The following is a 22,580-nucleotide window of genomic DNA, read 5'->3' as shown; positions in this document are numbered from 1 at the left end:
TACTGAAAAGTTTACATGGGTAAATGTTTTTCAAATCCTTTGGCTACAAATTTTTCAAATTTTTTATCCTGATTGTAAAAAACAGGGCCATGTCCAAAACATAAGATACGTGGATTGAGTTTGGCTATTTTTTGTAGAGAATAAAGATTTTCTTTAGGATTAGAAGTAAATAGATAAGGAGGTAAATACAAACCTTTTTGAGTTGTAATTAGGTTCATGTTTGTAGCTACATCACCAGCAATTAAAACACCATCTTTTTCTCTAAAAAAAGCAATATGTCCATCAGAATGTCCAGGCGTTTCAATTACCTTAAATTCGCCCAAAGAATCTCCTTCTCTAAGTGTTTTATTTACTTTCATTCCTTTCCCTGACCAAAATTTTTGTTGTAATAAAGAAATCATATTTTTAGGCGAAGGATAATCTTTAGTTGCCAATCCAGATTCAGCTCTTTCTACCTCTTTTGTATGACAATACAAAGGGATGTCTAAAGTATGACAAATTAATTGCGATGCGCCTTGGTGATCAGGATGAGCATGTGTTAACGCGTGTGCATAAATAGGGATTTCTTCTGTTGCTTTTCTTATTTTAGAAAAAGAACTTCTTATGCCTGCATCTACTAATACTCCCTCTATAATATAACAGTTTACACTATTTCGGGGTAATAAAGGAATATGAAATACTTCGGGTGCTATTTTTTTTATCATATAAAAAGGAGTGTTTTGGGGTAAATATTCAAAAATGAATCTTAAAATTTATATGAGACGAAAATAGAACAGAAAAAATGAGTAAAAAAAGACATTTGTCTTATTCTTTTTGATAAAAATGTAGTTTAGCCCTATTTAATGTACGAGTAGTAATTCCTATAAAGGAAGCTATATCTTCTGTTTTAGCTCGGGTAAGAAGGAAAGGATAAAACTTAATTAGGTTTCTAAATTTTAAATTTGCTGATTGATGATGAAAAAGTTGTAAAAAACGTTCTTTTTCTAAATACTCTTTTTGTATAATATGTTGTGCAACTTTTTCCCAATTAGTACTTTTTTTAATAAGCAGGTTTAAATTTTCTAAGGTAATAGTAAGTAATAAACTATCTTCTATTGCTTGTATATTTTTTGTAGAAAGTGTTTTATTTTGAAAACTAGTTAAAATAGTTACAAAATCGTTTTCAATACCAAAACAATAAATGTTTTCTTTACCGTAAGCATCTACAGAGTAAGCTTTGACCATTCCTTTTGCAATAAAACCTAAGAGCAAGCAAGGCTCATCTTGTTTGATAAAAAAATCTTCTTTTTTTAGAATAATGATTTTAAAAAAAGAAGATCCCCAATTAATTTCATCTTCATTTAAAATGTGGAGTGAACTTAAATACTCCTTTAAATGATTTTGTATTAATTGGGGATTCATAATTATTTTTTAAAATTATTGATGCCGTTTTCTAACCAAGATTTATATTCATCAATACCTGAAAAGCCAATAGGTTTAGACAAGTCATTTCCATCAGAATCTAAAACTACATAAAGGGGTTGAGAGTTGCTTTTGTATCTCGTAATTTGGAAATCACTCCATTTATTACCAATTGTTATGATTTCTTTACCTGTTGCTTTTGAAACGTATTGTTGTTCTTTTGGCAATTCAATTTTTCGATCGCAAACTAAAGAAATGATAACAACTTTTTCTTGTAAGATAGATAATACTTCAGGGTTAGACCATACGTTATCTTCCATTTTTCTACAATTAGCACAAGCATCTCCTGTAAAATCTAGGAGAACAGGTTTGTTAACTTCTTTTGCGTATGCTAAACCTGTTTCGTAATCGTCAAAAGTAACAATGTTATGCGGTCCGTAATGTGCGTGTTCAGGTAATTCTGCTTTTGAAGCAGCGGAAGAAGAACCTAAACCATTAGTGCTTTCCGCATAATTTAATGGAGGTGTTAATCCGCTTAAAATTTTAAGAGGAGCTCCCCATAACCCAGGAATCATATAAAAAGTAAATGAGGTAACAATAATAGCCATTATGAGTCTTCCAATACCAATTTTATCAGCTTTTTCGTAATCATGAGGTAACATATATTTACCAAATAAATACAGAGCCCAAGCACCAAAAATACCAATCCAAATAGCTAGGAATAATTCTCTTTCTAATAGATGCTTTTGTAAAACTAAATCCGCATTAGATAAAAATTTAAAAGCAAAAGCCAATTCTAAAAATCCTAAAGAAACTTTTACGGTGTTTAACCATCCTCCTGATTTTGGTAAAGTGTTTAACCATCCAGGGAACATAGCAAAAAGCATAAAGGGAAGTGCAATAGCTAAAGAAAAACCAAACATTCCAACGATAGGAGCAATTCCTCCTTTTGTAGCAGATTCTACTAACAATGTTCCTACAATAGGCCCTGTACAAGAAAAAGAAACCACCGCAAGAGCTAGAGCCATGAATGCAATTCCTAGGATTCCTCCCTTATCCGCTTGTGAATCTAACTTTGTTGCCCAAGAACTTGGTAAAACAATTTCAAACGCGCCTAAAAAAGAAAGAGCAAATACAATTAATAATCCAAAGAAGATTAAGTTAAACCAAACACTTGTTGATAATTCGTTTAAAGCTTCTGCACCAAAAACACCTGTTATTAAAGAACCAAGGATTACGTAAATAACAATAATTGACAATCCGTATAGAATGGCATTTCTTATACCTTCTGCTTTTGTTTTGCTTTGTTTTGTGAAAAAACTTACCGTCATTGGTATCATCGGAAAAATACAAGGCATCAGTAAAGCAGCAAATCCTCCTAGAAATGCTAATAAAAAGATCGTCCAAAGACTTTTATCGTTATCTTCCGTTTTTGTAGTAGAGCTATTGTTTGTGTCAATAGCTGATGGCTTATTTTCTTTTGTGATCAAAGGAACAGCAATTATCTTATTAGTTGTGTCTTTTGGTGTTACTTCTGTGTTTGCAACGTCTTCTTTTGCCGCTTCTGTGTTTGTTAGGGGTAATTGTATATCAAATGTTTTGTCTTGTTGTATACAAGCTTCTTTACATACTTGATATTCAACATATACTTTTACATTCGTGTTTTTAGGATTAATAAGTTTTATTGTTTGCTTAAATTGTGCTTTGTTTTCAAATAAATATTCATCTACTTCAAAAACCTCACTATATACCTTTTTATAAGCACTTTCAGAGGTTTTGCCAACTAATTGGTAATTTCCTTTTGCATTTTTAAAAGTAAAAACAGTAGGTAAAGATCCACCATCAGGCGTAAACTGTGAAAATAGATGCCATTCGTGTTCTATTTTTGCATCGAAAGTAATAATAAATTCAGTGTCTGATTTTTTTTGCACACTTGTTTTCCAGCTTACTGGATTTAGTATTTGAGAATAAGCACCTAAAGAGCTTATAAAAAATAAAAAGGCTAGTAATTTTTTCATTCTGTGAAAATTATATTTAATATGTTTTTTGTATTTGAATGGGCAATAAAACGATTATCAGCTCTATGATTGATAACCCAAACAATTTTGTCGTCTGAAAGTAAAAGCCAAGTATCTTCTTTATCAACTAATGAAAATTTTTCATCTTTAAAGTATTTACTTATTTTTTTCTTACCCTTCATTCCAGATGGATAAAAATAATCACCTTTTTGCCATTTTCTAAGTTTTAAAGGAAATTTTAACGTTTCCTTGTTTACAAAAATAGAAGATTTTGTAGGTATTGTATTGTAACCTGAGTTACAAAAACGCAATTTTATTGGATTTTCAATGTATTTAGTTTCCTTAGAAATAAAGAACTCTAAAGTAAGAGAAGTTTGTTTTGTAGTTAGAATAAGAATATTTCTATCTTTTATTAATCGGTAGTGATCGGAAAGAATCTGTTTCCCCGATTGATTTTCTACTAAGTCATAAATAGCATCCCAATCATGAAAGCCGTACGATTTGAGCCATTCATATAAATAGGCTTTATAATTTGGTAAAGTTTGTAATTTTACAACATCAAAATAAATGTCGTCTTCTTTTTTAATTGCTATTTCTTCCAATTTATTATAAATAGAATGACTTGCAAGAGATTCAGTTTGTTTTAAATTTTTAAGTGTATTTTGAAAAGAACTTAATAAATTCGTATTCAATTCTTTTAGAATAGGAACTACGTGATGTCTAATTTTATTTCTGAAATATTTATCAGAAGCATTGCTTGCATCTTCTCTCCATTGAATATTATTTTCTGCTGCGTATTTTTCAATTTCTTCACGAGAAAAAATTAATAAAGGACGTATAATTTTATCATTGATTTGTGGGATTCCTGTTAGTCCTTCAATACCTGTACCACGGGTGAAATTGATTAAAAATGTTTCTAACGAATCATCTAAATGATGTGCGGTTAGCAAATGATCAAATCCTTGCGTGTTTAATAATTCATAAAACCAATTATAGCGTAATTCGCGTGCTGCTTGTTGAATAGAAAGTTTATTGTCGTTCGCATATATTTGCGTTTCAAAATTTTTAATAAAACTTTCAACTTTTAATTTTTGACTTTCAAATTTTACAAATTCTTCATCCTTATTACTTTCATCACCCCTTAATTGAAAATTACAATGTGCAATAGCTATTTGTAAGTTTAATTTTGAAAACAAGTTTAATAAAATCATACTATCAATACCACCACTAACAGCTAGAAGTAATTTTTTATCATTTAAAAAGGGAAGGTTTTGATTAATATGATTCTGTAATTGTATCAGCATTTTTTGTTCATTGAATTTTATTAGTAATAATTGAGATTGAAATTATAAAAAAAACCTAAACTAGGAGTATAGATCTCTTTTTAAAATTTCATACAATATAGGTGTTTAAATTACGCATTGAGTGTTTTTATATTTTATAATCAAAAGATTTGTAGAAAAGCTTATTCTTATTTTGTTTAGGTTTTGTTGGAACCCGTATAGAAGTAATAGGAATAACATAATTCATTTTTTAATGGCAAACTATGAAAGTAAATAGGATGCTAGAGAGAAATTGTAAAAAAATAAATACTTTTTGATGGATTTATAAAAATATTTATTTTTTTAACTTAATACTTCACGCATGGCTTTAGCCTTTAATAAACATTCTTCGTATTCTTGTTCAGGGTCAGATAATGCGGTAATAGCACTGCCCACAGAAAAAGAAAGATAATGAGTATTAGAATTGTATAAAATGCTGCGAATGACTACATTAAAATCAAAATTACCAGAAGGAGTAAAGTAGCCTACGGCTCCACTATACAAACCTCTTTTGGTTTCTTCTAATTCTTCTATAATCCGCATAGCCGAAATTTTAGGAGCACCAGTCATACTTCCCATAGGAAAAGTGTTTTTTATAATATCAACAGGATTAGTTGTGCTTTTTACTTCAGAAATAACCGTTGAAATCATTTGATGTACTTGTTTGAAAGAATAAATTTTACATAATTCTTCTACTTGTACAGAACCTTTTGTAGCTGTTTGAGCTAAATCATTTCGGACTAAATCCACTATCATAATATTTTCAGACCGTTCTTTTGGATTCTGTTCTAATTCAGTTTTAGAATTTGTATCTAAAATGAGATCTTCAAATCGTTTAGAAGTTCCTTTAATAGGTTGGCTGATGACTTTTTGATTTTCTTTCCTTATATAACGCTCAGGAGAAGCACATAGCAAATAATGGATATGATTTTTAAAAAAACAAGCAAAAGGAGGTTCAGAAATTTTATTTAATTCTTGAAAAATTTCGGAAGGAATGATTTTACCGTTTTTAGCATAAAATTCCATGCAAAAGTTAGCTTCATAAAGATCGCCTCTATGAATATGAGTTAACATTTGGTTCACTTTTTTTATATAATGCTCTTTTGAAACACGTTGTTGGATTATGATTTCAGATTTTTGAGTTTCGTTTTTCGTTTTTCGTTTTTCTAAAATTTCTTCAAGATCTGAATCAATTTCATCATCGCACATATTTAAATAAGCAATTTCTAGTTCATTTCCTCTTAAGAAAAATATCTTTTTAGGCTGAAAAAAAAATAAATCGGAAAAATTTAATCCATCATGATTTTTAGAATTTAGTGATTCAATATCATTTTTTAGGTCATAAGCTAAGTAACCAAATAGCCAATCATTGGTTTGTTGTTGGTATTGTTTTAAATCATCAAAAGCATTAAGATAGTCCGTTTTTAGGGAAGTAAAAGCATCTACAGCAACAATTAAGTCATAAGAACTATATTGTTGTGGATAATTATTACTGTTTAGATAGGCTACTTCACGGAAATTTTCTGCCCAAAGAAGTAATTTTTCTTTTATAGCTATAGGATTAACTTTTATTTTTTTTAAGATTCTCACAATATACTTTTTTCAAAAGGCTAAAATATTACATACTTTACAGAATAGAAAATCAGAACGCTTTAAATAGTTGTTAAAGTATATAAAAGATTAGATAAGCAGTAGTAATAAATAATTTGTAGAAAAGATTTAGAGCCCTCTTAATAATCTTTTTATAGAGATATTTCTTAATTTTAAAGCTTTAAAAATATCAAGTCCTTTAACTAATGAATATTCCACAAAGTTCAAAGAAAAGAGTTGTTATAATTGGTGGTGGTTTTGCAGGTATTGCGTTAGCCAAAAAACTAAGAAATAAAAATTTTCAAGTTGTACTGATTGATAAACACAATCATCATACATTTCAGCCTTTATTGTATCAAGTTGCTACAGGAGGATTAGAAGCAGGTTCTATAGCGTACCCTATTCGTAAAGTTATTCAAGGATGTACGGATTTTTACTTTAGATTGACTACTGTAAAGGAGATAGATCCTAATCATCAAAAAGTTTTGTCAGAAATAGGTGATATACATTATGATTATTTGGTTATTGCTACTGGATCTAAAACGAATTATTTTGGGAATAAAGAAATTGAACGTAATTCAATGTCTATGAAAACCATTCCGCAGTCACTAAATATTCGTAGTTTAATTTTAGAAAATTTTGAAGAGGCTGTTTTAACGAAAGATGAACTAGAAAGAAATGCTTTGATGAATTTTGTTTTGGTAGGAGGAGGACCAACAGGAGTTGAACTAGCAGGAGCCTTGGCAGAAATGAAAAAAGCCATTTTTCAAAAGGATTATCCCGATTTAGATATTCAAAAAATGCAGATTCATTTAATACAAAGTGGCGATCGGATACTCAATACAATGACAGAAAAATCGTCTATAGCTTCTGAAAATTTTTTAAAAGAATTGGGTGTTAAAATTTGGAAAAATGTACGTGTAACAAATTATGATGGACGCACAATTACGACTAATACAAACCTTGTTTTAGATGCGGCAACGGTTATTTGGACAGCAGGGGTTCAAGGAGCTTGTATACATGGTTTGCCAGAAGAATCTGTTGTAGAACGAGTAGAACGCATAAGAGTAAACGAATTTAATCAAGTAAAAGGATTTGAAAATATTTTTGCCATAGGAGATATTGCTTCTATGGAAAGTGAATTGTATCCACAAGGACATCCTATGATGGCACAACCTGCCATACAGCAAGGGAATTTGTTAGCAGATAATCTACTTAATTTACAACAAAATAAATCTATGAAAGCCTTTGTATATGATGATAAAGGCTCTATGGCAACTATTGGTAGGAATTTAGCTGTTGTAGACTTACCTAAATGCCATTTTAATGGCGTTTTTGCTTGGTTTGTATGGATGTTTGTTCACTTGTTTTCATTGATTGGATTTAAAAACAAAGCGGTTGTTTTTTTAAATTGGGTTTATAATTACATTCGCTTTGATCGAGAAGGACGTTTGATTATTCGTCCTTACAAAAAGAAAAGTTTTATTACATTTACTAGTGACGAGATTTAGTGAATTGTGGCTTAAGTTTATTTTTTTTAAACTTAAGCCGTTTTATATTAACTAATCACTTTTTTAGAGAATGTAAAGATGATGATATCTTTTTTAAATTATCATTGTCCCATTTTAAAGTAATAATCAGCAGAGTGTTTACCACTTCCATAAAAAAGAAAGAAAGAACAAACACATAGTAAAAAGAACGATAAAATTAAATTTGTAGGATTCATTTGGTCGATAAAATTAATTAAGAATGCGCCCAAAAGAATAGGAATTTGAGCTATAATGGACCAACGTGTTAATAACCCAAATACAATCATAATTCCACCCATTATATGAGCTGCCATGACATAATGTACAATTAGCATTCCACCACCAAAATTTTTTATGGGTTCAATTAATTGTGTGTAATAAAGGGTATTAGTCATAAAAGAAACCCCTTTCATGAATAAAAAAATACCTACAAAAATTCTCAACAAATCCAATGAATAATAAGTGTGCGCATTTGCCCACTTATTCAAATTTTTTACTGTTTCCATAGCTGTTAGTTTATAAAATTGCATCTAAAATACTAAAAATCAGCTTATTATTTTAATTTTTTGGATTATATTTTATATAAAAAGCGTTTTCATTGGGTTGTATGTCGCTTATTTTATTTATATCAAAAGGAATCGTTTGCCAATTATTGGAAACCAAGATCGTTTGTTTTTTACTTTTTATAAAGAGTTCGATAGGCATTTTAAAATTAGGCTCTTCCGTAACCCATCTAATTTCAAATGTGCGGTCTTTTTTTTGAATTTCTAAGAGGGGAATAGTAGTGTATTTTAAATACTGATTAAATATAGGGGTTAGATTCATCTTAGATTCTTTGTTAAAAAAATCAATTACTGTTTTTCCTTCGATAATTTGTTTTTTGTATTTTTTAGAGAAATTTAACAAAATATCCCACCATTTATCTATGCCTATAACATGACGTAGAGTGTTAAGCATATTAGCTCCTTTATAATAAATATCGCCGCTTCCTTCTTTGTTTACCCCAAAATCTCCTATCATCGGACGATCATGAGCTATGTTCATACGAAGTCCTTTGCAATATTCTAGTGCTTTTTCATATCCGTATAGACATTCTATGAAAACTATTTCGGAATACATAGTAAAGGCTTCATGTATCCACATATCAGCAATGTCTTTGCTTGTTATACTATTGCCAAACCATTCATGACCTGTTTCATGTATCGTTATATAATCAAATAATAGTCCAATCCCAGTTCCTGATAAATCCTTCCCTTGATACCCTTTTTTATATTGGTTTCCGTATGCTATTGCACTTTGATGCTCCATTCCCAAATATGGGCTTTCTACTAACTTATAGCTATCTTCTTTAAAAGGATATTCGCCAAATTTTGATTGAAAACAATCCAACATAGGTTTTACTTCTTCAAAGTGTTTTCGTGCTTTTGATTCATTATTTCGTAGGACATAATATTTTAGATCTAAGCCTTTATGATGATCTTCAATTAATACATAATCGCCTATATTCACAGTAATGTCGTAGGTGTTAATAGGATTTTTAACTTCCCAATCCCAACGAGTATAGCCATTTTTCAGATTTTCATTTCCTAGAAATCGTCCGTTAGATACATTCATGAGTCCATTGGGAACGGCCACCTTAATAGAAGCTCCTAAATCGGGCTCATCACTTTGTGAATCTTTTACGGGGTACCAAGAACTAGCCCCAAATCCTTGACAGCTAACAGCCACCCAAGGTTTGTTGTTTAGATCATGAGTAAAGGTAAAACCACCATCCCAAGGGGCTCTTTTGGCTACTTTAGGATTTCCGGAATAATAGAATCTGATTTTTTGGGTGCTTCCTTTAGGAAGTGTATTAGGAAAATAGATAAAAGTAGCTATTTCATCACGTTTGTAATTCAGTTTTTGGTTGTCATAAAGGATGCTATCTATTTTCATGTTTTCAAATAAATCAATTTGAATTTTTGAAGTATGGTTTACTACTTTAAAAGTAATATCATTATAACCTATTATTGATTTTTGATCAATATTGATTTTGATGTTTAAATCATAACGTTGTACATCAAAACAGCTGCGTTCTGTTCGTAATCCTCCTTGTAGAGAGTCTCGATGGCTATATTGTTCTTTGGCTACAGTTAGCTGTGCTGATATAGGTTGAGTTTTTAAAAAAAGGAATAATAATAATAAAATATATTTTCTCATAATAAAAAAAAATCTACCGCGTAAAGGTAGATTTTTATGAGTTTTAATAAAAAAATAATTTATTATTGGATGTTTTAAATAGACTATGAATAATTAAGAAACATAGATGTAGTTTTTTTATAACTAAACTTGAATGACTCCTAAATTAAAAGGTTTTTCTATAGGAGCATGATTAGCAGCTTCTATTCCCATAGAAATCCAAGTACGAGTTTCAAGAGGGTCTACAACAGCATCTGTCCACAAACGAGAAGCAGCATAATAAGGAGAAACTTGTTCGTCGTAACGTGATTTTATTTTATTGAATAGTTCTTCTTCTTTTTCTGGAGTAATTTCTTCGCCTTTGACTTTTAACGAGGCGGCTTCTATTTGTGTAAGTACTTTTGCTGCTTGTGCTCCTCCCATAACGGCTAATTCAGCACTCGGCCAAGCAAATATGAGTCGAGGGTCATAGGCTTTCCCACACATAGCATAGTTGCCAGCTCCATAAGAGTTGCCTATTACGACTGTAAATTTAGGAACTACAGAGTTAGATACGGCGTTTACCATTTTAGCACCGTCTTTTATAATTCCTCCATGTTCAGACTTAGAGCCTACCATAAATCCTGTTACATCGTGCATGAATACTAAAGGGATCTTTTTTTGATTACAGTTTGCTATAAATCGAGTTGCTTTATCAGCACTGTCAGAATAAATAACACCTCCAAATTGCATTTCACTAGGTTTTGTTTTGGCTCCCGTGGTTTTAGCTATCAAACGTTGATTTGCTACAATTCCTACCGCCCATCCATCAATGCGAGCATAACCTGTGATGATCGTCTGACCATAGCCTGCTTTGTATTCATCAAATTCAGAATTATCGACTAAACGCTTGATGATTTCCATCATGTCGTACTGTTCTGTACGCGATTTTGGTAAAATTCCAAAGATTTCGTTCGGATCTAAAGCTGGTTTTTCGGGTTTGATTCGGTTGTACCCTGCTTTGTTAAAATCGCCTATTTTACTAACAATGCTTTTAATTCTATCTAAAGCATCCTTATCATCTTTTGCTTTAAAGTCCGTTACCCCTGAAATTTCGCAATGTGTAGTAGCCCCTCCTAAGGTTTCGTTGTCAATTGTTTCGCCAATGGCTGCTTTTACTAAATAACTACCTGCTAAGAAGATACTTCCTGTTTTGTCAACAATCAAGGCTTCATCGCTCATAATAGGAAGATAAGCACCACCTGCCACACAGCTTCCCATAACGGCTGCTATTTGAGTGATTCCCATACTACTCATTAAAGCATTGTTACGAAAAATACGGCCAAAATGTTCTTTATCAGGAAAAATTTCATCTTGCATAGGTAGATAAACACCGGCAGAGTCTACCAAATAGATGATAGGCAATCTGTTTTCCATTGCAATTTCTTGTGCGCGTAAGTTTTTTTTAGCTGTAATAGGAAACCATGCGCCTGCTTTTACGGTTGCATCATTTGCTACTACTATACATTGTTTGCCTTGTATATAGCCCATTTTTATAACAACTCCTCCTGATGGGCAACCTCCGTGTTCTTTGTACATACCTTCCCCAACAAAAGCTCCTATTTCAATTGAATTTGTGTCTTTATCTAGTAAATAATCTATTCTTTCTCGTGCAGTCATTTTGCCTTCAGCACGAAGTTTGGCAATACGCTTTTCTCCGCCTCCTAATTTTACTTTTGCTAAACGCTGTTTTAATTCAGATAGTAGAAGTCTGTTATGATCTTCGTTTTTATTGAAGTTTAAATCCATAGTGTATTGTTTAATTTCGGTCTGCTAAATTACAAAATCTGTTTAACTATTTAAAAAGAGCGTTAAAATACTGTTAACAGAATTAATATGTAATTCATCTTGGGTTAACATTAACTTAACATACGAAGGGTATTTTCGTACCTGAAATTAAATTGATTAAAAATGGCATTTAGAGACGTATTGAAATTCTTTTCTCCAAAGGATACAACTTTTTATCCTTTATTTATTAAAGCAACAGCAGATTTACTTGCTTTATCTGAAAATTTACACGAAGCTGTAAATATAGGGAAAAGTGAAATGGAAAATAGAACTAATTACTACAAACAAGTAGAGCAATTAGTAGCAGATATTGAGAATGTAAACCATAAAATGAATATCGAATTGAGTAGAAATTTTATTACTCCTTTTGATCGTGAAGATATTCACATGTTAATCACTACTATTACAGAAGTAGCTAATAATATATATACGGCTTCTAACCGTATGAACTTATATAATGTGGTTAAAATTAATAAATCCATTCGCAAATTAACTGAAATCACTTTAGAAGCGTGTACTCATATTAACGGGGCTGTATTAGAGTTGAAGGATTTAAAGAATTTAGATAAGATTAACAGTGCTGTTAAAAAAATTAACAAATTAGAAAGTAAAGCTGATTTAGTATTTGATAAGGCAGTAGCTGAATTGTTTGAAAATGAAACAGATGTTGTTAACATTATTAAATATAAAGAAGTATTATATGCTTTGCATAAAGCAACAGATAAATGTAAAGATGTATCTAGAACTTTAGAAGCAATTTCAGTTAAACACGCTTAATCGCTCTAAATTATTTTAAAAAAATGGAATTTGCTTTATTAATTATAATAATTGTTGTAGCTATGGGCTTCGACTTGGTCAACGGTTTTCACGATGCGGCCAATTCGATTGCTACAGTGGTTTCAACAAAGGTATTATCGCCAACTCAGGCTGTAATATGGGCTGCAATATTTAACTTCGCTGCTTATTGGGTTTTTGATATGAGTGTAGGTAATACAGTAGCAAAAACAGTGGATAACTCGGTTATTGACTTGTGGGTGATTCTGTCAGGTTTGTTAGCAGCTACAGTATGGAATTTGTTAACGTGGTGGCTAGGAATACCTTCATCTTCTTCTCATACACTTATTGGTGGATTTGCGGGGGCAGCCGTAGCGCACGCAGGTTTTGATGTGTTGAAGTTAGAAGAAATTACAAAGCCCTTGATGTTTATTGTTTTAGCACCAATCATAGGGGGAGTTATATCCTTTATTATTACACTCATGACAATTCAAAGAAATTTCTTTATAAAATTGTTCTGTTATATCCTGTTAACTGTTTTTACAGTTTATATGACTTGGGCCTATAAAGATATTTTTGATATCAAGCCCATTATGATTTGGATCATAGGCGTTTTATTGTCTTCGTTTGTGTTAATTTTTATCATTTTTGAAATAGTTGTAGGTAAAAACAATACGGCTATGAAAGAAGGTAATTTATACAAAAAATTACAATTATTGTCTTCAGCAGCCTTTTCATTAGGTCACGGTGGAGCCGATTCTCAAAAAGTAATGGGAATTATTTGTGCTGCTTGTATTGTATATGCTAATGGAGTAAGAAGAGGAGAGGTAAAAGGAGAAGTACCTAGTTTATTACAAGTAACAGAAGTTTTACAAGTAAAATATACTAACGACGAAGGTAAAATTAAAAAATTTAAACCAGCTATTGGTATTTTCGATAAAGATACAATTTATGTAGATGGAAAAAAGATTATTGATTTATCTACAAAACAAAATATTTATGAAGATGAAAAGTTAGTTGCAGGAATTAATTCTAGTAATCCTTTCCTTTTGCATTTGAAAAAAGAAAATATTGATTTGAGTAACTTTGAAAAAGCAGTCAAACAGTTAAAAACATTACATGTATATACTGATAAAAAAGATGTGCATGATACTGATACAAAAGAAGTTATTTTTAAAGACAAAGAATTAAATCCTGCGTATCGTTATGCTAAAATATTTGCAAAGTACGTAGATGAAAAAGGAAGGTTAAAAGAAGAGATTAAAGCAAAGGTTGAAACTAAGGTTACGAATAAAACAATGCCTATATGGATTGCTTTTGGGTGTTATTTAATGATAGGTTTAGGAACATTGATGGGCGGTTGGAAAATCGTAAAAACAATGGGAACTAAAATTACCAAAGTTACTCCTTTAGAAGGAGTTTGTTCTGAAACAGCAGGTGCTTTAACGCTTTTTACAGTTTCTCAAATGGGGGTTCCTGTGTCTACAACCCATACGATTACTGGATCTATTATAGGTGTTGGTGCAACTAAGCGATTGAGTGCTGTAAGATGGGGGATAACCATAAATTTAATTTGGGCTTGGATTTTAACCATTCCTGTATCAGCATTAGTTGCCGCAATTATTTATTATATTTTGTCAGTTTTTAATTAATTATATTATTTCTCTAAAAAGAGGCTATTTTTAGCCTCTTTTTTTTTAATCCAGATTACGCATTAGCAATTTATTACACATAAAAACGACCTTGAATCTAAAAAGTACTTCATTTTTTATCCTCAATATAGTAAAACTATGGAGGTGAGAAAAAAAAACTTGTATTTTTATCTTCTTTGCCCTTTTCGTTTTCATCACAAAGGCTAACGTATAATTTAGGTTAAAAGAACAACAGTTCAATATACAACACACAACTTTAATTTAATATTTTTTAATCTAACGCTAAACATGAAAAAAAATCTTTTAATCCTGTTACTGGTTTTTAGTATAGGAAATGTTTTAGGGCAAAACGAAGAACATTTGTCAGGGTTTTCTACACTTTCGTTGACGTATAAATTTAATAAAAAATGGTATGTTTATGGCGAGTTGCAAGCTCGGTCAATTGCTGATTTGACTACTGTTGATTATTATGAAGTAAAAGGAGGAAGTGGCTATAATATAAATTCAAGTAATCAAGCCTTTTTAGGTTTAGGAAGATATGCTAATTATAGAGAAAAAAGTATTTCAAACGAAGAATTACGCTTCTGGCTACAGTATACTTATGCAAAAACAATTGGACGTGTTAAATTTGAAAATAGAATGAGGGGAGAAAAAAGACTTTTTCATAATCCTATTACAGGTATAAATACAAATACAGAGCGTTACAGAGATCGAATAAATGTTATTATACCTATTAATAATAAGAAAGTTGATGCGAATACTTTTTTTGTAAATGCGTATGATGAGCTGTTTTTAGGCCCAGATAACCCTGTTATAAAAAGAAACAGAATGTATGCAGGAGGAGGTTATCAGCTTTCTAAAGATTTTGGAGTATCCTTAGGTTATTTATTTCAAAGAGATTTTGGTTTAAAAACAAACACAAATTTGCATTTTATATTTTGTGGTTTAAATTTTACAATTGATAAATCCAATAGTGCTCCTGTAGAAGCACCCACACCAGATCATGATTAGCTTTTTATTATAAAAACATAAGAGGTGCTTTAGCGCCTCTTATGTTTTATTATTATCTGTGAAATTTTAGGATGTTTCTAAATAAAAAAGATTATTTTTTCTTAAGTATTTTATATTCCTCATAACACCCATTGATGGCATCTAGAATCTGAAGGTCATTGGCCGTTTTCATAAAAGATTCAGAGTAATTACAACGTTCCAAGATTTCATTTAATTCTTTTTCATTGATACCAAACATTAGATAAATGGTTTGACGATCGTAACGATTTTGTAGTATATTTCTTATGTTTTCATCTTTTTTCAACTCTTTTAATTTCTTGAGTTCTGTTGGTTTTTTTCCAAAGAAATTATAAAGTGCATCAGCAGGATTAAATAAAGAACCAATTACCCTATTAAAAGCATTAGGAGAGTTTTCTCCTCCTTCGTATCGTTTGGTAAGACCTGCTATAGAGTACCAATAATTTTCTCGTTCAGGAATTAATTTAGAGTCTACTTCTAGATAACCTGTAAGTTCATAAGGTGGAATTACTATTTCTTCTAAAGCATACGCTTTTTCTGTTAATTTTATTCGGAAATTTTGATTTTTTAGCCAGTCATTGGTTACTCTAATTTCAATAGACTGAAAACCTAAACATGAAATAAGCAAATTATCATTTACATCAGCCTTGATTTCAAAATTTCCTTTGGCATCTGATATAGCACCACGGACTTTATTGGTATTCACTATATTAACATTCCAAATTGGAGTTAAGGTATTGTTGTTGATAATAGTTCCTTTTACGGTGGTTTCTTGCCCCAAAAAAGAAGAATTGAAAAAGCTTAAAAGTATAAATATAAAATATCTCATAACTAGAATTGTCTTTGCTAATGTAGTTAAACCTTATGATATTTCTTGTAGTTTAAAGTAAAATTAACAATGTGTTTAAGAAAAAGAAAAGTCAAAAAGAACGTTTTTTGAAATTTATCTAGAAAAAGAGAGTAAAATAATGATTAATGTTTCCTCTTTACGTAAGAGGTAAGAGGAAACGATGTTATTTAGCCTTTTTTCTTACCGTTTTTAAAACGAACAGGTTCGAAAACAGGATTCGAAGTTTTGGTGTTTTTTTTAAAAGAAGCTTGCTTGTTTATGGGCTTAAATATTTTGTCAGCTGGCTTTTTTTCGATGGACTTATCAGATGGAAGTTTTTTTATATTTTGTTTGTTTGCATTCAAAATTTCTAAAGGGTTTTTAGAAATTTCTTTATTTCCTCTTAAATAAATAATTAAGGCATTTAAGAAATTGCGTAGTATTTGATCTCCACATTCCATATATTTAGGGTGGTCTTCATTACGAAAAATATTCCCTAATTCACCTTTTGAAATTCTAAAATCTACGAGTTCAAGAATTTCTACTATTTGATCATCTCTAAGTTGAAGAGCAACTCTTAATTTTTTAAATATATCGTTGTTTGTCATGTGACGTTAAAATTTTTTCAAAGATACGGTTTTAATCTATATTATTTATCTTATAAAGGGCTTGTTCATACGATACAGAAATGTTAATTTTTGTATATTCAGTACAAAATTATAGATTTGTTAAGAAATGAAATAAGTTATGAATACCCAAAAAGAAAAGATTAATTTGTTAAAAGAGATGATTGCATTTGCAATTGTAGATGGAGAATTACATGATAGAGAATATGATTTCCTTTGGATAGTAGCACAAGAATTAGAGATAGATAAAGCAACATTTTTGGAGTTATTTAAATTAAAAGGAGAAAGACAAGTACTGAAGGATGAGTTCCAACGTGTTTTACAATTTTATAGATTAGCTTTATTAATGCACTGTGATGGTGTTTTACATATTAGAGAAAAAGAAAAAATAGTTGAAATAGGGATTAATATGGGATTGAATCCAGGCGCTATGAAAAGAGTGCTTTATTTAATGGAAAAGGCACCTAATCAAATGTTAGAAGCAGAGGTAGTTATAGGAGCTTTTCAAGAACAGTTGAATTGACGTGTTTAATAAAAATAAAATAGCTCTTTTGCTTTTTAAAAAAAAGACTCTTTTTGGAATTGTGTCTAACCAGCAAAAAACGATTGATTTTAGGTATAGAAAATAACTACTATAAGTAGAAAAGGTACTCCTTTTTTAATTAGAAAGGGGTGTAAAGAAGGTGTAAGAAATATTGAAATTTTATAACCTAGACCATTGATTTCGTTAGTTTTTTGCTTGAAATGCAGGGGGATAATAATAAAATTAGAATTGTCTGATTTTTTTAGTTTTTAAAGAACCAAAAAAACAACTTAGGAAAAGTTTTCTAAGTCGTTTTTTTGGATAGTTTTATAGTGTAAAGTTATACTTTTTCAATCTTTTTATTTTCATCACAACCAAAAAGATGATCGCGTTTGATGAGTTCTGCAATACCTTTTGGGAGCATTTCTTCCCATCCTGGTTTGCCACATCCAATCATTTTTAGAACTTCTCTAGAAAATATTTTTAAATGGGATTTGTCAAAATCTGTAATGTCAATTACTTTTCCATTGTAGGCAAAGAATTTATATAATTCTTTCATTCTAGGATGGACTTTTAGGTTTTGAGAGGTAAGAATAGTTCCATCTTCATCTTCCATTGGATACAAATAAACTTTCATATCGCGATAGAATAATTTACCAAAAGCTTCCAGGATTCCGCCGCTTAAGTGACGATAGTACTTTTCATCAAAAATATCAATTAAGTTATTTACTCCCATAGCAAGTCCCATACGCTCTTTGGTATAGTTAGAGAAATATTCTACAACTTTATAATATTCTTGGAAATTTGAAATGAGAACAGTTTGTCCTAATGAGCAAAGTAATTCTGCGCGATCTAAGAAATCTTTTTCATCAATTTCGCCATCGGAACGTAAATTAGATAAGGTAATTTCAAAGACCACAAGAGTGTTTTCTTCTTTTACTTTGTTTTCTTGAAGAAACATTTGTAGTGATTTTTCATACATATCCATGTTTACTTTCGTAACAGGGCGGAAACTCCCTCTAAGAGCTAAAATATTTTTCTTATATAAGATTTGAGCGGGTAATACGTTTTTGGCATTAGGATCAAACATAACAGCATCAGTCATACCATTGCGTACTAATTGTAAACTCATTAAGCGGTTGTCAACTTGGTTGAAACGAGGTCCTGAAAAATTTACAGTATCAATTTCTAATTGGTCTTTGTCTATATGATCGTATAAATAACGTAATAAACGTTTAGGGTCATTGTATTTATAAAAAGCACCGTAAATTAAGTTTACTCCCAGTTTACCTAAAGTTTCTTGTTGTAGTTTGGCATCATTTTCTTTAAAACGAATATGAAGAATAATTTCATTATATGCTTCATCTGGATCTAATTGAAAAATAATACCTACCCATCCATGGCCTTTGTATTGTTTTGCAAAATCTATAGTAGCCACAGTGTTTGCATAACTAAAAAATAATTTATTAGGATGTTTTTCTCTTTTTAGGCGTTGTTCAACTAATTCAATCTCGTGTTGAAGCATTTTACGTAAGCGACTTTCTGTTACATAACGTCCGTCATCTTCTATTCCATAGATAGCATCACTAAAATCCTTATCATACGCACTCATTGCTTTGGCAATAGTGCCAGAAGAAGCTCCAGCTCTAAAAAAATGTCTAACAGTTTCTTGTCCAGCACCTATTTCGGCAAAAGTACCGTATATGTTTTCGTTCAGATTGATTCTTAGGGCTTTATCGCTGATGGAAGGGATTTGTTCAATCTCTCTATCTCCTTTTAATCTAATTTCGTTTTGTAGATCTTTCATCTTCATAATTAAATACGGTGTAAAGGTAGTAAAAGCCTTATTTTTTATCAAATAATATTTATTTTTGTAAAAAAAGGATTTCTATTGAAAATATATTTTTTAGGTACCGGAACTTCACAAGGAATACCCGTAATAGGGAGTGATCATCCTGTTTGTTTAAGTGAGGATGTAAAAGACAAACGTTTGCGTGTTTCTGTATGGATAGAGTGGGATCATGATTCATTTATAATAGATTGTGGTCCTGATTTTAGGCAACAAATGCTTTTGTCTAAATGTCCCAAAATTGATGCTATTTTTTTTACACATGAACACGCTGATCATACAGCGGGGCTAGATGATATACGCCCTTTTTTCTTTAAACAAGGAAATATACCTATTTATGCGCATGAACGGGTTTTGAAAAATTTAGAAAAAAGATTTGATTATATCTTTGAAACGGTTGACAAATATCCAGGAGCACCTAGTGTAGATGAACATACGGTAATTAATGGGCAGGTAATAAAAATAAATGATAAAATGATAGAGCCAATAAGTGTTTGGCACGGTAATTTACAAACCTTTGGTTATCGTTTGGATCGTTTTGCTTATTTAACCGATGTTAAAAGTATTGATCAAGAAGAATTAAAGAAACTTTTAGGATTGGAAGTTTTGGTGATTAATGCGTTACGAGAAGAATTACATGATACACACTTTAATTTAGAGGAGGCGTTGACATTAATAAAAAAAGTAAAACCAAAGAGAGCTTATTTAACCCATATAAGTCATTTGTTTGGGTTTCATGAAGAAATTCAAAAAAAATTACCAGATAATGTATGGGTTGCTTATGATAATTTAGAAATAACTATTTAATATATGAGAAAATTACTTTTATACGGATTTATCTTTTCGGTTTTAATGAATATTTTTCAACTGATGTATGCTACTAAAAAATTTAATCACGATAGCGAAACAACGGAAAAATATAAGAAAAAGATAAAAGATTCGATAGCTAAGATTGTTGCAGAAAAAGAAGAGGGGGACTATTTTTCATTAATGTACAATGACAAGGCTAGAGATTATTTTGAAGATCAGGATATAGATGAATTAATGCCTCGAATAAAAGAAGAATTAGTAGAAATGAATAATAACCCCAAAGGAAATCCTTTAGTTTCATACGAAGGGATGGTAATTAATAAAGTTCGTTTTTTAAATCACCGTTGGATAATTGCTGATTTTACAGGAGAATCAGGTTGGGGAGAGGTTCTTTTAAAATACTTTGTAGAACCAAAGGGAAAGGTATCTTTTGAGCCAGCCGAAATTTTGATGTATCCCAATGATTAAAAAAAGTAATATTTTATAAAGATCTATATACTTTTGTTGTAAATGTATTCGTTTTATTGTAATACTTTAATTGGTTTAAAGTGTTTGTTTTTAAAGGTTTGTTGGAATTTTTTTCAATAAACCTTTTTAGTTTAAAACGCTAAATAGGTGTTTGAATCCAGATTACGCATTAAAAAAATATTACAAATAAAAAATGACTTCGAATCTAAAAAAGCTCTTCATTTTTTCTTTTTAATGTAATAAAACTACAGTTGCGGTAAAAAAAATTCCGGGCGGTTTTACCTCCTTTGCTCTTTCCGTATTCGTTACAAGGGCTATCGCATAATTTGAGTTAATAATAATTTGAAAAATATTTTGTTTTTTGATCTGAATATGAATTGATTGTATTTCGTGTCATTTGCATTGCTATGGGGGTGAACTTTGTATTATTTGTTTGTGAAACATTGAAAGATAGAAGGAGCAATGAGAATTGTGATTCAGATACATCAAAAGAAAAGGGGAAAAAGAATGTTTTGAAAAGAAAAAAGAAGAATTTTAAAACTTTTCTTAGTAATTTAAAATGAGGATTTTGATTTGATGAACTGTTTTAGAAAGAAGGGGTTTGTTTAATTTTTTTAAGTTAATTTAGAATTGTTTTTTAATGATGGCATAAAATAAAAAAGAGGTTATCTTGTTATAGATAACCTCTCAAATATAAATTTTTAAACGATAATTTTATATCTCCCAAAAACAAAAAAAAAAGATAAAGTCATGGCATTTCTACTAACCAATAAAACTTTGTGAAGAAAATTACCCAATAAAAATACAAAACATGGTTAGTAGCTTACTCTATCTAAAGTTCGTTTAAAAATTTAGTTTGTTTACTTGATTAAGAACGTACCCCAAAGGTAGATAACTGTAATCTGATTTTGTTACGGTTTTACCGCATATTATGTTAAAATTCGTTTTTTTAAATTCTATTTGCTTAAAACTAAAAACAGCTGTGTAAAACATTACACAGCTGTTTTTTAGATAAATTTTTAAACGATAATTGTATATCTCCCAAAAACAAAAAAATAAGATAAAGTTGTAGTTTTTCTACTAATCAATAGAAAATTTTTAAGAAAATTACCCAATTAAAAATACAAAATATAGTCAGTAGTTACTTTATCAAAAATTCGTTTAAAAATTTAGTTTGTTTTAATTGATTAAGAACGTGCTCCAAAGGTAAGAGGTTGAATATTAATTTTGTTATGGATTTTCCGTACATTATGTTAAAATTTATTTTAAATTATAGTATCTTGCTTTTTTTTAAAAAAACAAAGATGAAAATAGTTTTTGCTTCAAACAATCAAAATAAAATAAAGGAAATCCAAAGGTTAATTCCTAGTAATATTCAAATATTAAGTTTAAAAGATATCAACTGTTTAGTTGATATTCCAGAGATAGCTACGACTATTGAAGGAAATTCGCGGATTAAAGCAGATTATGTTACTCAACATTATGGATATGCTTGTTTTGCTGATGACAGTGGGCTAGAAGTGGAGGCTCTTAATGGAGAACCGGGGGTTTTTTCTGCAAGATATGCTGGAGAAGAAAAAGAGGATCAAAAGAATATAGACAAACTGTTAAATGTATTGTCTGGAGAGCTGAATCGGAAAGCTAACTTTAAAACGGTTATAGCACTTAATTTAAAGGATCAACAGTTTTTGTTTACAGGGACGATAGATGGAAAAATAGCGTTTGAACAAAAAGGGCTTAATGGGTTTGGATATGATCCTGTTTTTATTCCTGATGGATATGAAAATACTTTTGCTGAGATGACGCTTGAAGAGAAATCAAAAATAAGTCATAGAGCAAAAGCGGTTAGAAAATTGATAGATTTTATAAATAAAGTTAATATTTCAGAAGAATTATAAAAAAAGGCTTTTGTAAATAGATATTGAGCTTGTTGATCGGATGAATTCAAAGAGGTTGTCTAAAAAGCGTATTTCTACGTTTAATTTATGACTTCAATCTAAAAACAGAAGTTGCCTAATTAGGCTTGTAATTTGCTTGGTTTTTCTCGTCTGTTTTTTCTTTAGTTAATTAGAGTTGAGTAACTGAGCGAAGAAAACAAGATCATTACAATTTTTTAGACAACCTCTTTTGAATTTTGATAAACAATTTGTTTTTT

Annotated in this window: 19 protein-coding genes; 8 read left to right on the top strand and 11 right to left on the bottom strand. The window is 30.4% G+C overall.

What is annotated here, in order from left to right; all coding sequences use genetic code 11:
* Positions 1 to 11 precede the first annotated feature (11 nt).
* The 5 genes from HUE53_RS00695 to HUE53_RS00675 all read right to left on the bottom strand — a co-directional run bounded on the left by HUE53_RS00695 (position 12) and on the right by HUE53_RS00675 (position 6,331).
* Entirely contained in the window at positions 12 to 704 is a 693-nt protein-coding gene (locus HUE53_RS00695; RefSeq protein ID WP_014165326.1) for an MBL fold metallo-hydrolase, read from the bottom strand.
* 100 nt (positions 705 to 804) lie between these two features.
* Positions 805 to 1,401 (bottom strand): Crp/Fnr family transcriptional regulator, encoded by a 597-nt coding sequence (locus HUE53_RS00690; RefSeq protein WP_138424799.1) that lies wholly within the window; start codon positions 1,399 to 1,401, stop codon positions 805 to 807.
* A 2-nt stretch (positions 1,402 to 1,403) separates the two neighbouring features.
* Positions 1,404 to 3,419, bottom strand: a complete 2,016-nt coding sequence (locus HUE53_RS00685) for a protein-disulfide reductase DsbD family protein (RefSeq protein WP_014165324.1) — start codon at positions 3,417 to 3,419, stop codon at positions 1,404 to 1,406.
* Positions 3,416 to 4,723 carry a tRNA lysidine(34) synthetase TilS gene (gene tilS / locus HUE53_RS00680; RefSeq protein WP_065213266.1) on the bottom strand — a complete coding sequence of 436 codons (1,308 nt, stop codon included), beginning with the start codon at positions 4,721 to 4,723 and terminating at the stop codon, positions 3,416 to 3,418. The genes HUE53_RS00685 and tilS overlap by 4 nt, the downstream gene beginning before the upstream one ends.
* Before the next feature lie 321 nt (positions 4,724 to 5,044).
* A complete protein-coding gene (locus HUE53_RS00675) occupies positions 5,045 to 6,331 on the bottom strand; it encodes an anthranilate synthase component I family protein (protein WP_014165322.1) in 1,287 nt (428 codons plus the stop codon).
* Between the two features lie 206 nt (positions 6,332 to 6,537).
* On the opposite strand from HUE53_RS00675, the gene HUE53_RS00670 reads away from it, so the two are divergent.
* The gene (locus tag HUE53_RS00670; RefSeq protein WP_014165321.1) at positions 6,538 to 7,842 is read left to right on the top strand and encodes an NAD(P)/FAD-dependent oxidoreductase; all 1,305 of its coding nucleotides are present in this window, start codon (positions 6,538 to 6,540) and stop codon (positions 7,840 to 7,842) included.
* A 101-nt stretch (positions 7,843 to 7,943) separates the two neighbouring features.
* Here the strand turns inward: HUE53_RS00670 and HUE53_RS00665 are convergent, their stop codons facing one another.
* The 3 genes from HUE53_RS00665 to HUE53_RS00655 all read right to left on the bottom strand — a co-directional run bounded on the left by HUE53_RS00665 (position 7,944) and on the right by HUE53_RS00655 (position 11,826).
* A complete protein-coding gene (locus HUE53_RS00665; protein ID WP_041253398.1) occupies positions 7,944 to 8,366 on the bottom strand; it encodes a DoxX family protein in 423 nt (140 codons plus the stop codon).
* A gap of 52 nt (positions 8,367 to 8,418) precedes the next feature.
* Positions 8,419 to 10,059 carry a M1 family metallopeptidase gene (locus HUE53_RS00660; protein WP_065213269.1) on the bottom strand — a complete coding sequence of 547 codons (1,641 nt, stop codon included), beginning with the start codon at positions 10,057 to 10,059 and terminating at the stop codon, positions 8,419 to 8,421.
* A gap of 123 nt (positions 10,060 to 10,182) precedes the next feature.
* Positions 10,183 to 11,826 (bottom strand): acyl-CoA carboxylase subunit beta, encoded by a 1,644-nt coding sequence (locus tag HUE53_RS00655; protein WP_192188600.1) that lies wholly within the window; start codon positions 11,824 to 11,826, stop codon positions 10,183 to 10,185.
* Between the two features lie 162 nt (positions 11,827 to 11,988).
* On the opposite strand from HUE53_RS00655, the gene HUE53_RS00650 reads away from it, so the two are divergent.
* From HUE53_RS00650 to HUE53_RS00640, 3 genes are all read left to right on the top strand, one after another.
* Complete coding sequence (locus tag HUE53_RS00650) at positions 11,989 to 12,642, top strand: DUF47 domain-containing protein (protein ID WP_014165317.1); 654 nt, start codon at positions 11,989 to 11,991, stop codon at positions 12,640 to 12,642.
* Between the two features lie 23 nt (positions 12,643 to 12,665).
* Positions 12,666 to 14,291 (top strand): inorganic phosphate transporter, encoded by a 1,626-nt coding sequence (locus HUE53_RS00645; protein WP_065213270.1) that lies wholly within the window; start codon positions 12,666 to 12,668, stop codon positions 14,289 to 14,291.
* Positions 14,292 to 14,579: 288 nt separating this feature from the next.
* Positions 14,580 to 15,302 carry a DUF2490 domain-containing protein gene (locus HUE53_RS00640; RefSeq protein ID WP_014165315.1) on the top strand — a complete coding sequence of 241 codons (723 nt, stop codon included), beginning with the start codon at positions 14,580 to 14,582 and terminating at the stop codon, positions 15,300 to 15,302.
* A gap of 91 nt (positions 15,303 to 15,393) precedes the next feature.
* Here the strand turns inward: HUE53_RS00640 and HUE53_RS00635 are convergent, their stop codons facing one another.
* Both HUE53_RS00635 and HUE53_RS00630 read right to left on the bottom strand, forming a co-directional pair.
* Positions 15,394 to 16,149, bottom strand: a complete 756-nt coding sequence (locus HUE53_RS00635) for a carboxypeptidase-like regulatory domain-containing protein (RefSeq protein ID WP_065213271.1) — start codon at positions 16,147 to 16,149, stop codon at positions 15,394 to 15,396.
* Between the two features lie 188 nt (positions 16,150 to 16,337).
* Positions 16,338 to 16,757 (bottom strand): DUF1456 family protein, encoded by a 420-nt coding sequence (locus tag HUE53_RS00630; protein WP_014165313.1) that lies wholly within the window; start codon positions 16,755 to 16,757, stop codon positions 16,338 to 16,340.
* A 139-nt stretch (positions 16,758 to 16,896) separates the two neighbouring features.
* Between HUE53_RS00630 and HUE53_RS00625 the strand changes: the two genes are divergently transcribed.
* The gene (locus HUE53_RS00625) at positions 16,897 to 17,298 is read left to right on the top strand and encodes a TerB family tellurite resistance protein (protein WP_077225731.1); all 402 of its coding nucleotides are present in this window, start codon (positions 16,897 to 16,899) and stop codon (positions 17,296 to 17,298) included.
* A gap of 340 nt (positions 17,299 to 17,638) precedes the next feature.
* On the opposite strand, the gene HUE53_RS00620 is transcribed toward HUE53_RS00625, so the two are convergent.
* Complete coding sequence (locus tag HUE53_RS00620; protein ID WP_014165311.1) at positions 17,639 to 19,105, bottom strand: TonB-dependent receptor; 1,467 nt, start codon at positions 19,103 to 19,105, stop codon at positions 17,639 to 17,641.
* A gap of 84 nt (positions 19,106 to 19,189) precedes the next feature.
* Here HUE53_RS00620 and HUE53_RS00615 point away from each other — a divergent pair, with 84 nt between their 5' ends.
* The 3 genes from HUE53_RS00615 to HUE53_RS00605 all read left to right on the top strand — a co-directional run bounded on the left by HUE53_RS00615 (position 19,190) and on the right by HUE53_RS00605 (position 22,323).
* Positions 19,190 to 19,954 carry an MBL fold metallo-hydrolase gene (locus HUE53_RS00615; protein WP_065213272.1) on the top strand — a complete coding sequence of 255 codons (765 nt, stop codon included), beginning with the start codon at positions 19,190 to 19,192 and terminating at the stop codon, positions 19,952 to 19,954.
* Between the two features lie 3 nt (positions 19,955 to 19,957).
* Positions 19,958 to 20,425, top strand: coding sequence for a hypothetical protein (locus HUE53_RS00610; RefSeq protein WP_014165309.1), 468 nt, complete (start codon positions 19,958 to 19,960; stop codon positions 20,423 to 20,425).
* Positions 20,426 to 21,729: 1,304 nt separating this feature from the next.
* Entirely contained in the window at positions 21,730 to 22,323 is a 594-nt protein-coding gene (locus tag HUE53_RS00605; RefSeq protein WP_041253397.1) for a non-canonical purine NTP diphosphatase, read from the top strand.
* Positions 22,324 to 22,580 lie beyond the last annotated feature (257 nt).

The organism is Flavobacterium columnare (assembly GCF_014844295.1).
GTDB lineage: Bacteria > Bacteroidota > Bacteroidia > Flavobacteriales > Flavobacteriaceae > Flavobacterium > Flavobacterium columnare.
The sequence above is the reverse complement of the archived record's forward strand: the minus strand, read 5'-3'. Positions and strand labels throughout refer to the sequence as shown.

Coding starts and splice junctions, on each gene's coding strand:
- HUE53_RS00695 (WP_014165326.1), bottom strand. CDS start 704: ATGATAAAAAAAATAGCACCCGAAGTATTTCATATTCCTTTATTACCC.
- HUE53_RS00690 (WP_138424799.1), bottom strand. CDS start 1,401: ATGAATCCCCAATTAATACAAAATCATTTAAAGGAGTATTTAAGTTCA.
- HUE53_RS00685 (WP_014165324.1), bottom strand. CDS start 3,419: ATGAAAAAATTACTAGCCTTTTTATTTTTTATAAGCTCTTTAGGTGCT.
- tilS (WP_065213266.1), bottom strand. CDS start 4,723: ATGCTGATACAATTACAGAATCATATTAATCAAAACCTTCCCTTTTTA.
- HUE53_RS00670 (WP_014165321.1), top strand. CDS start 6,538: ATGAATATTCCACAAAGTTCAAAGAAAAGAGTTGTTATAATTGGTGGT.
- HUE53_RS00665 (WP_041253398.1), bottom strand. CDS start 8,366: ATGGAAACAGTAAAAAATTTGAATAAGTGGGCAAATGCGCACACTTAT.
- HUE53_RS00660 (WP_065213269.1), bottom strand. CDS start 10,059: ATGAGAAAATATATTTTATTATTATTATTCCTTTTTTTAAAAACTCAA.
- HUE53_RS00655 (WP_192188600.1), bottom strand. CDS start 11,826: ATGGATTTAAACTTCAATAAAAACGAAGATCATAACAGACTTCTACTA.
- HUE53_RS00650 (WP_014165317.1), top strand. CDS start 11,989: ATGGCATTTAGAGACGTATTGAAATTCTTTTCTCCAAAGGATACAACT.
- HUE53_RS00645 (WP_065213270.1), top strand. CDS start 12,666: ATGGAATTTGCTTTATTAATTATAATAATTGTTGTAGCTATGGGCTTC.
- HUE53_RS00640 (WP_014165315.1), top strand. CDS start 14,580: ATGAAAAAAAATCTTTTAATCCTGTTACTGGTTTTTAGTATAGGAAAT.
- HUE53_RS00635 (WP_065213271.1), bottom strand. CDS start 16,149: ATGAGATATTTTATATTTATACTTTTAAGCTTTTTCAATTCTTCTTTT.
- HUE53_RS00630 (WP_014165313.1), bottom strand. CDS start 16,757: ATGACAAACAACGATATATTTAAAAAATTAAGAGTTGCTCTTCAACTT.
- HUE53_RS00625 (WP_077225731.1), top strand. CDS start 16,897: ATGAATACCCAAAAAGAAAAGATTAATTTGTTAAAAGAGATGATTGCA.
- HUE53_RS00620 (WP_014165311.1), bottom strand. CDS start 19,105: ATGAAAGATCTACAAAACGAAATTAGATTAAAAGGAGATAGAGAGATT.
- HUE53_RS00610 (WP_014165309.1), top strand. CDS start 19,958: ATGAGAAAATTACTTTTATACGGATTTATCTTTTCGGTTTTAATGAAT.
- HUE53_RS00605 (WP_041253397.1), top strand. CDS start 21,730: ATGAAAATAGTTTTTGCTTCAAACAATCAAAATAAAATAAAGGAAATC.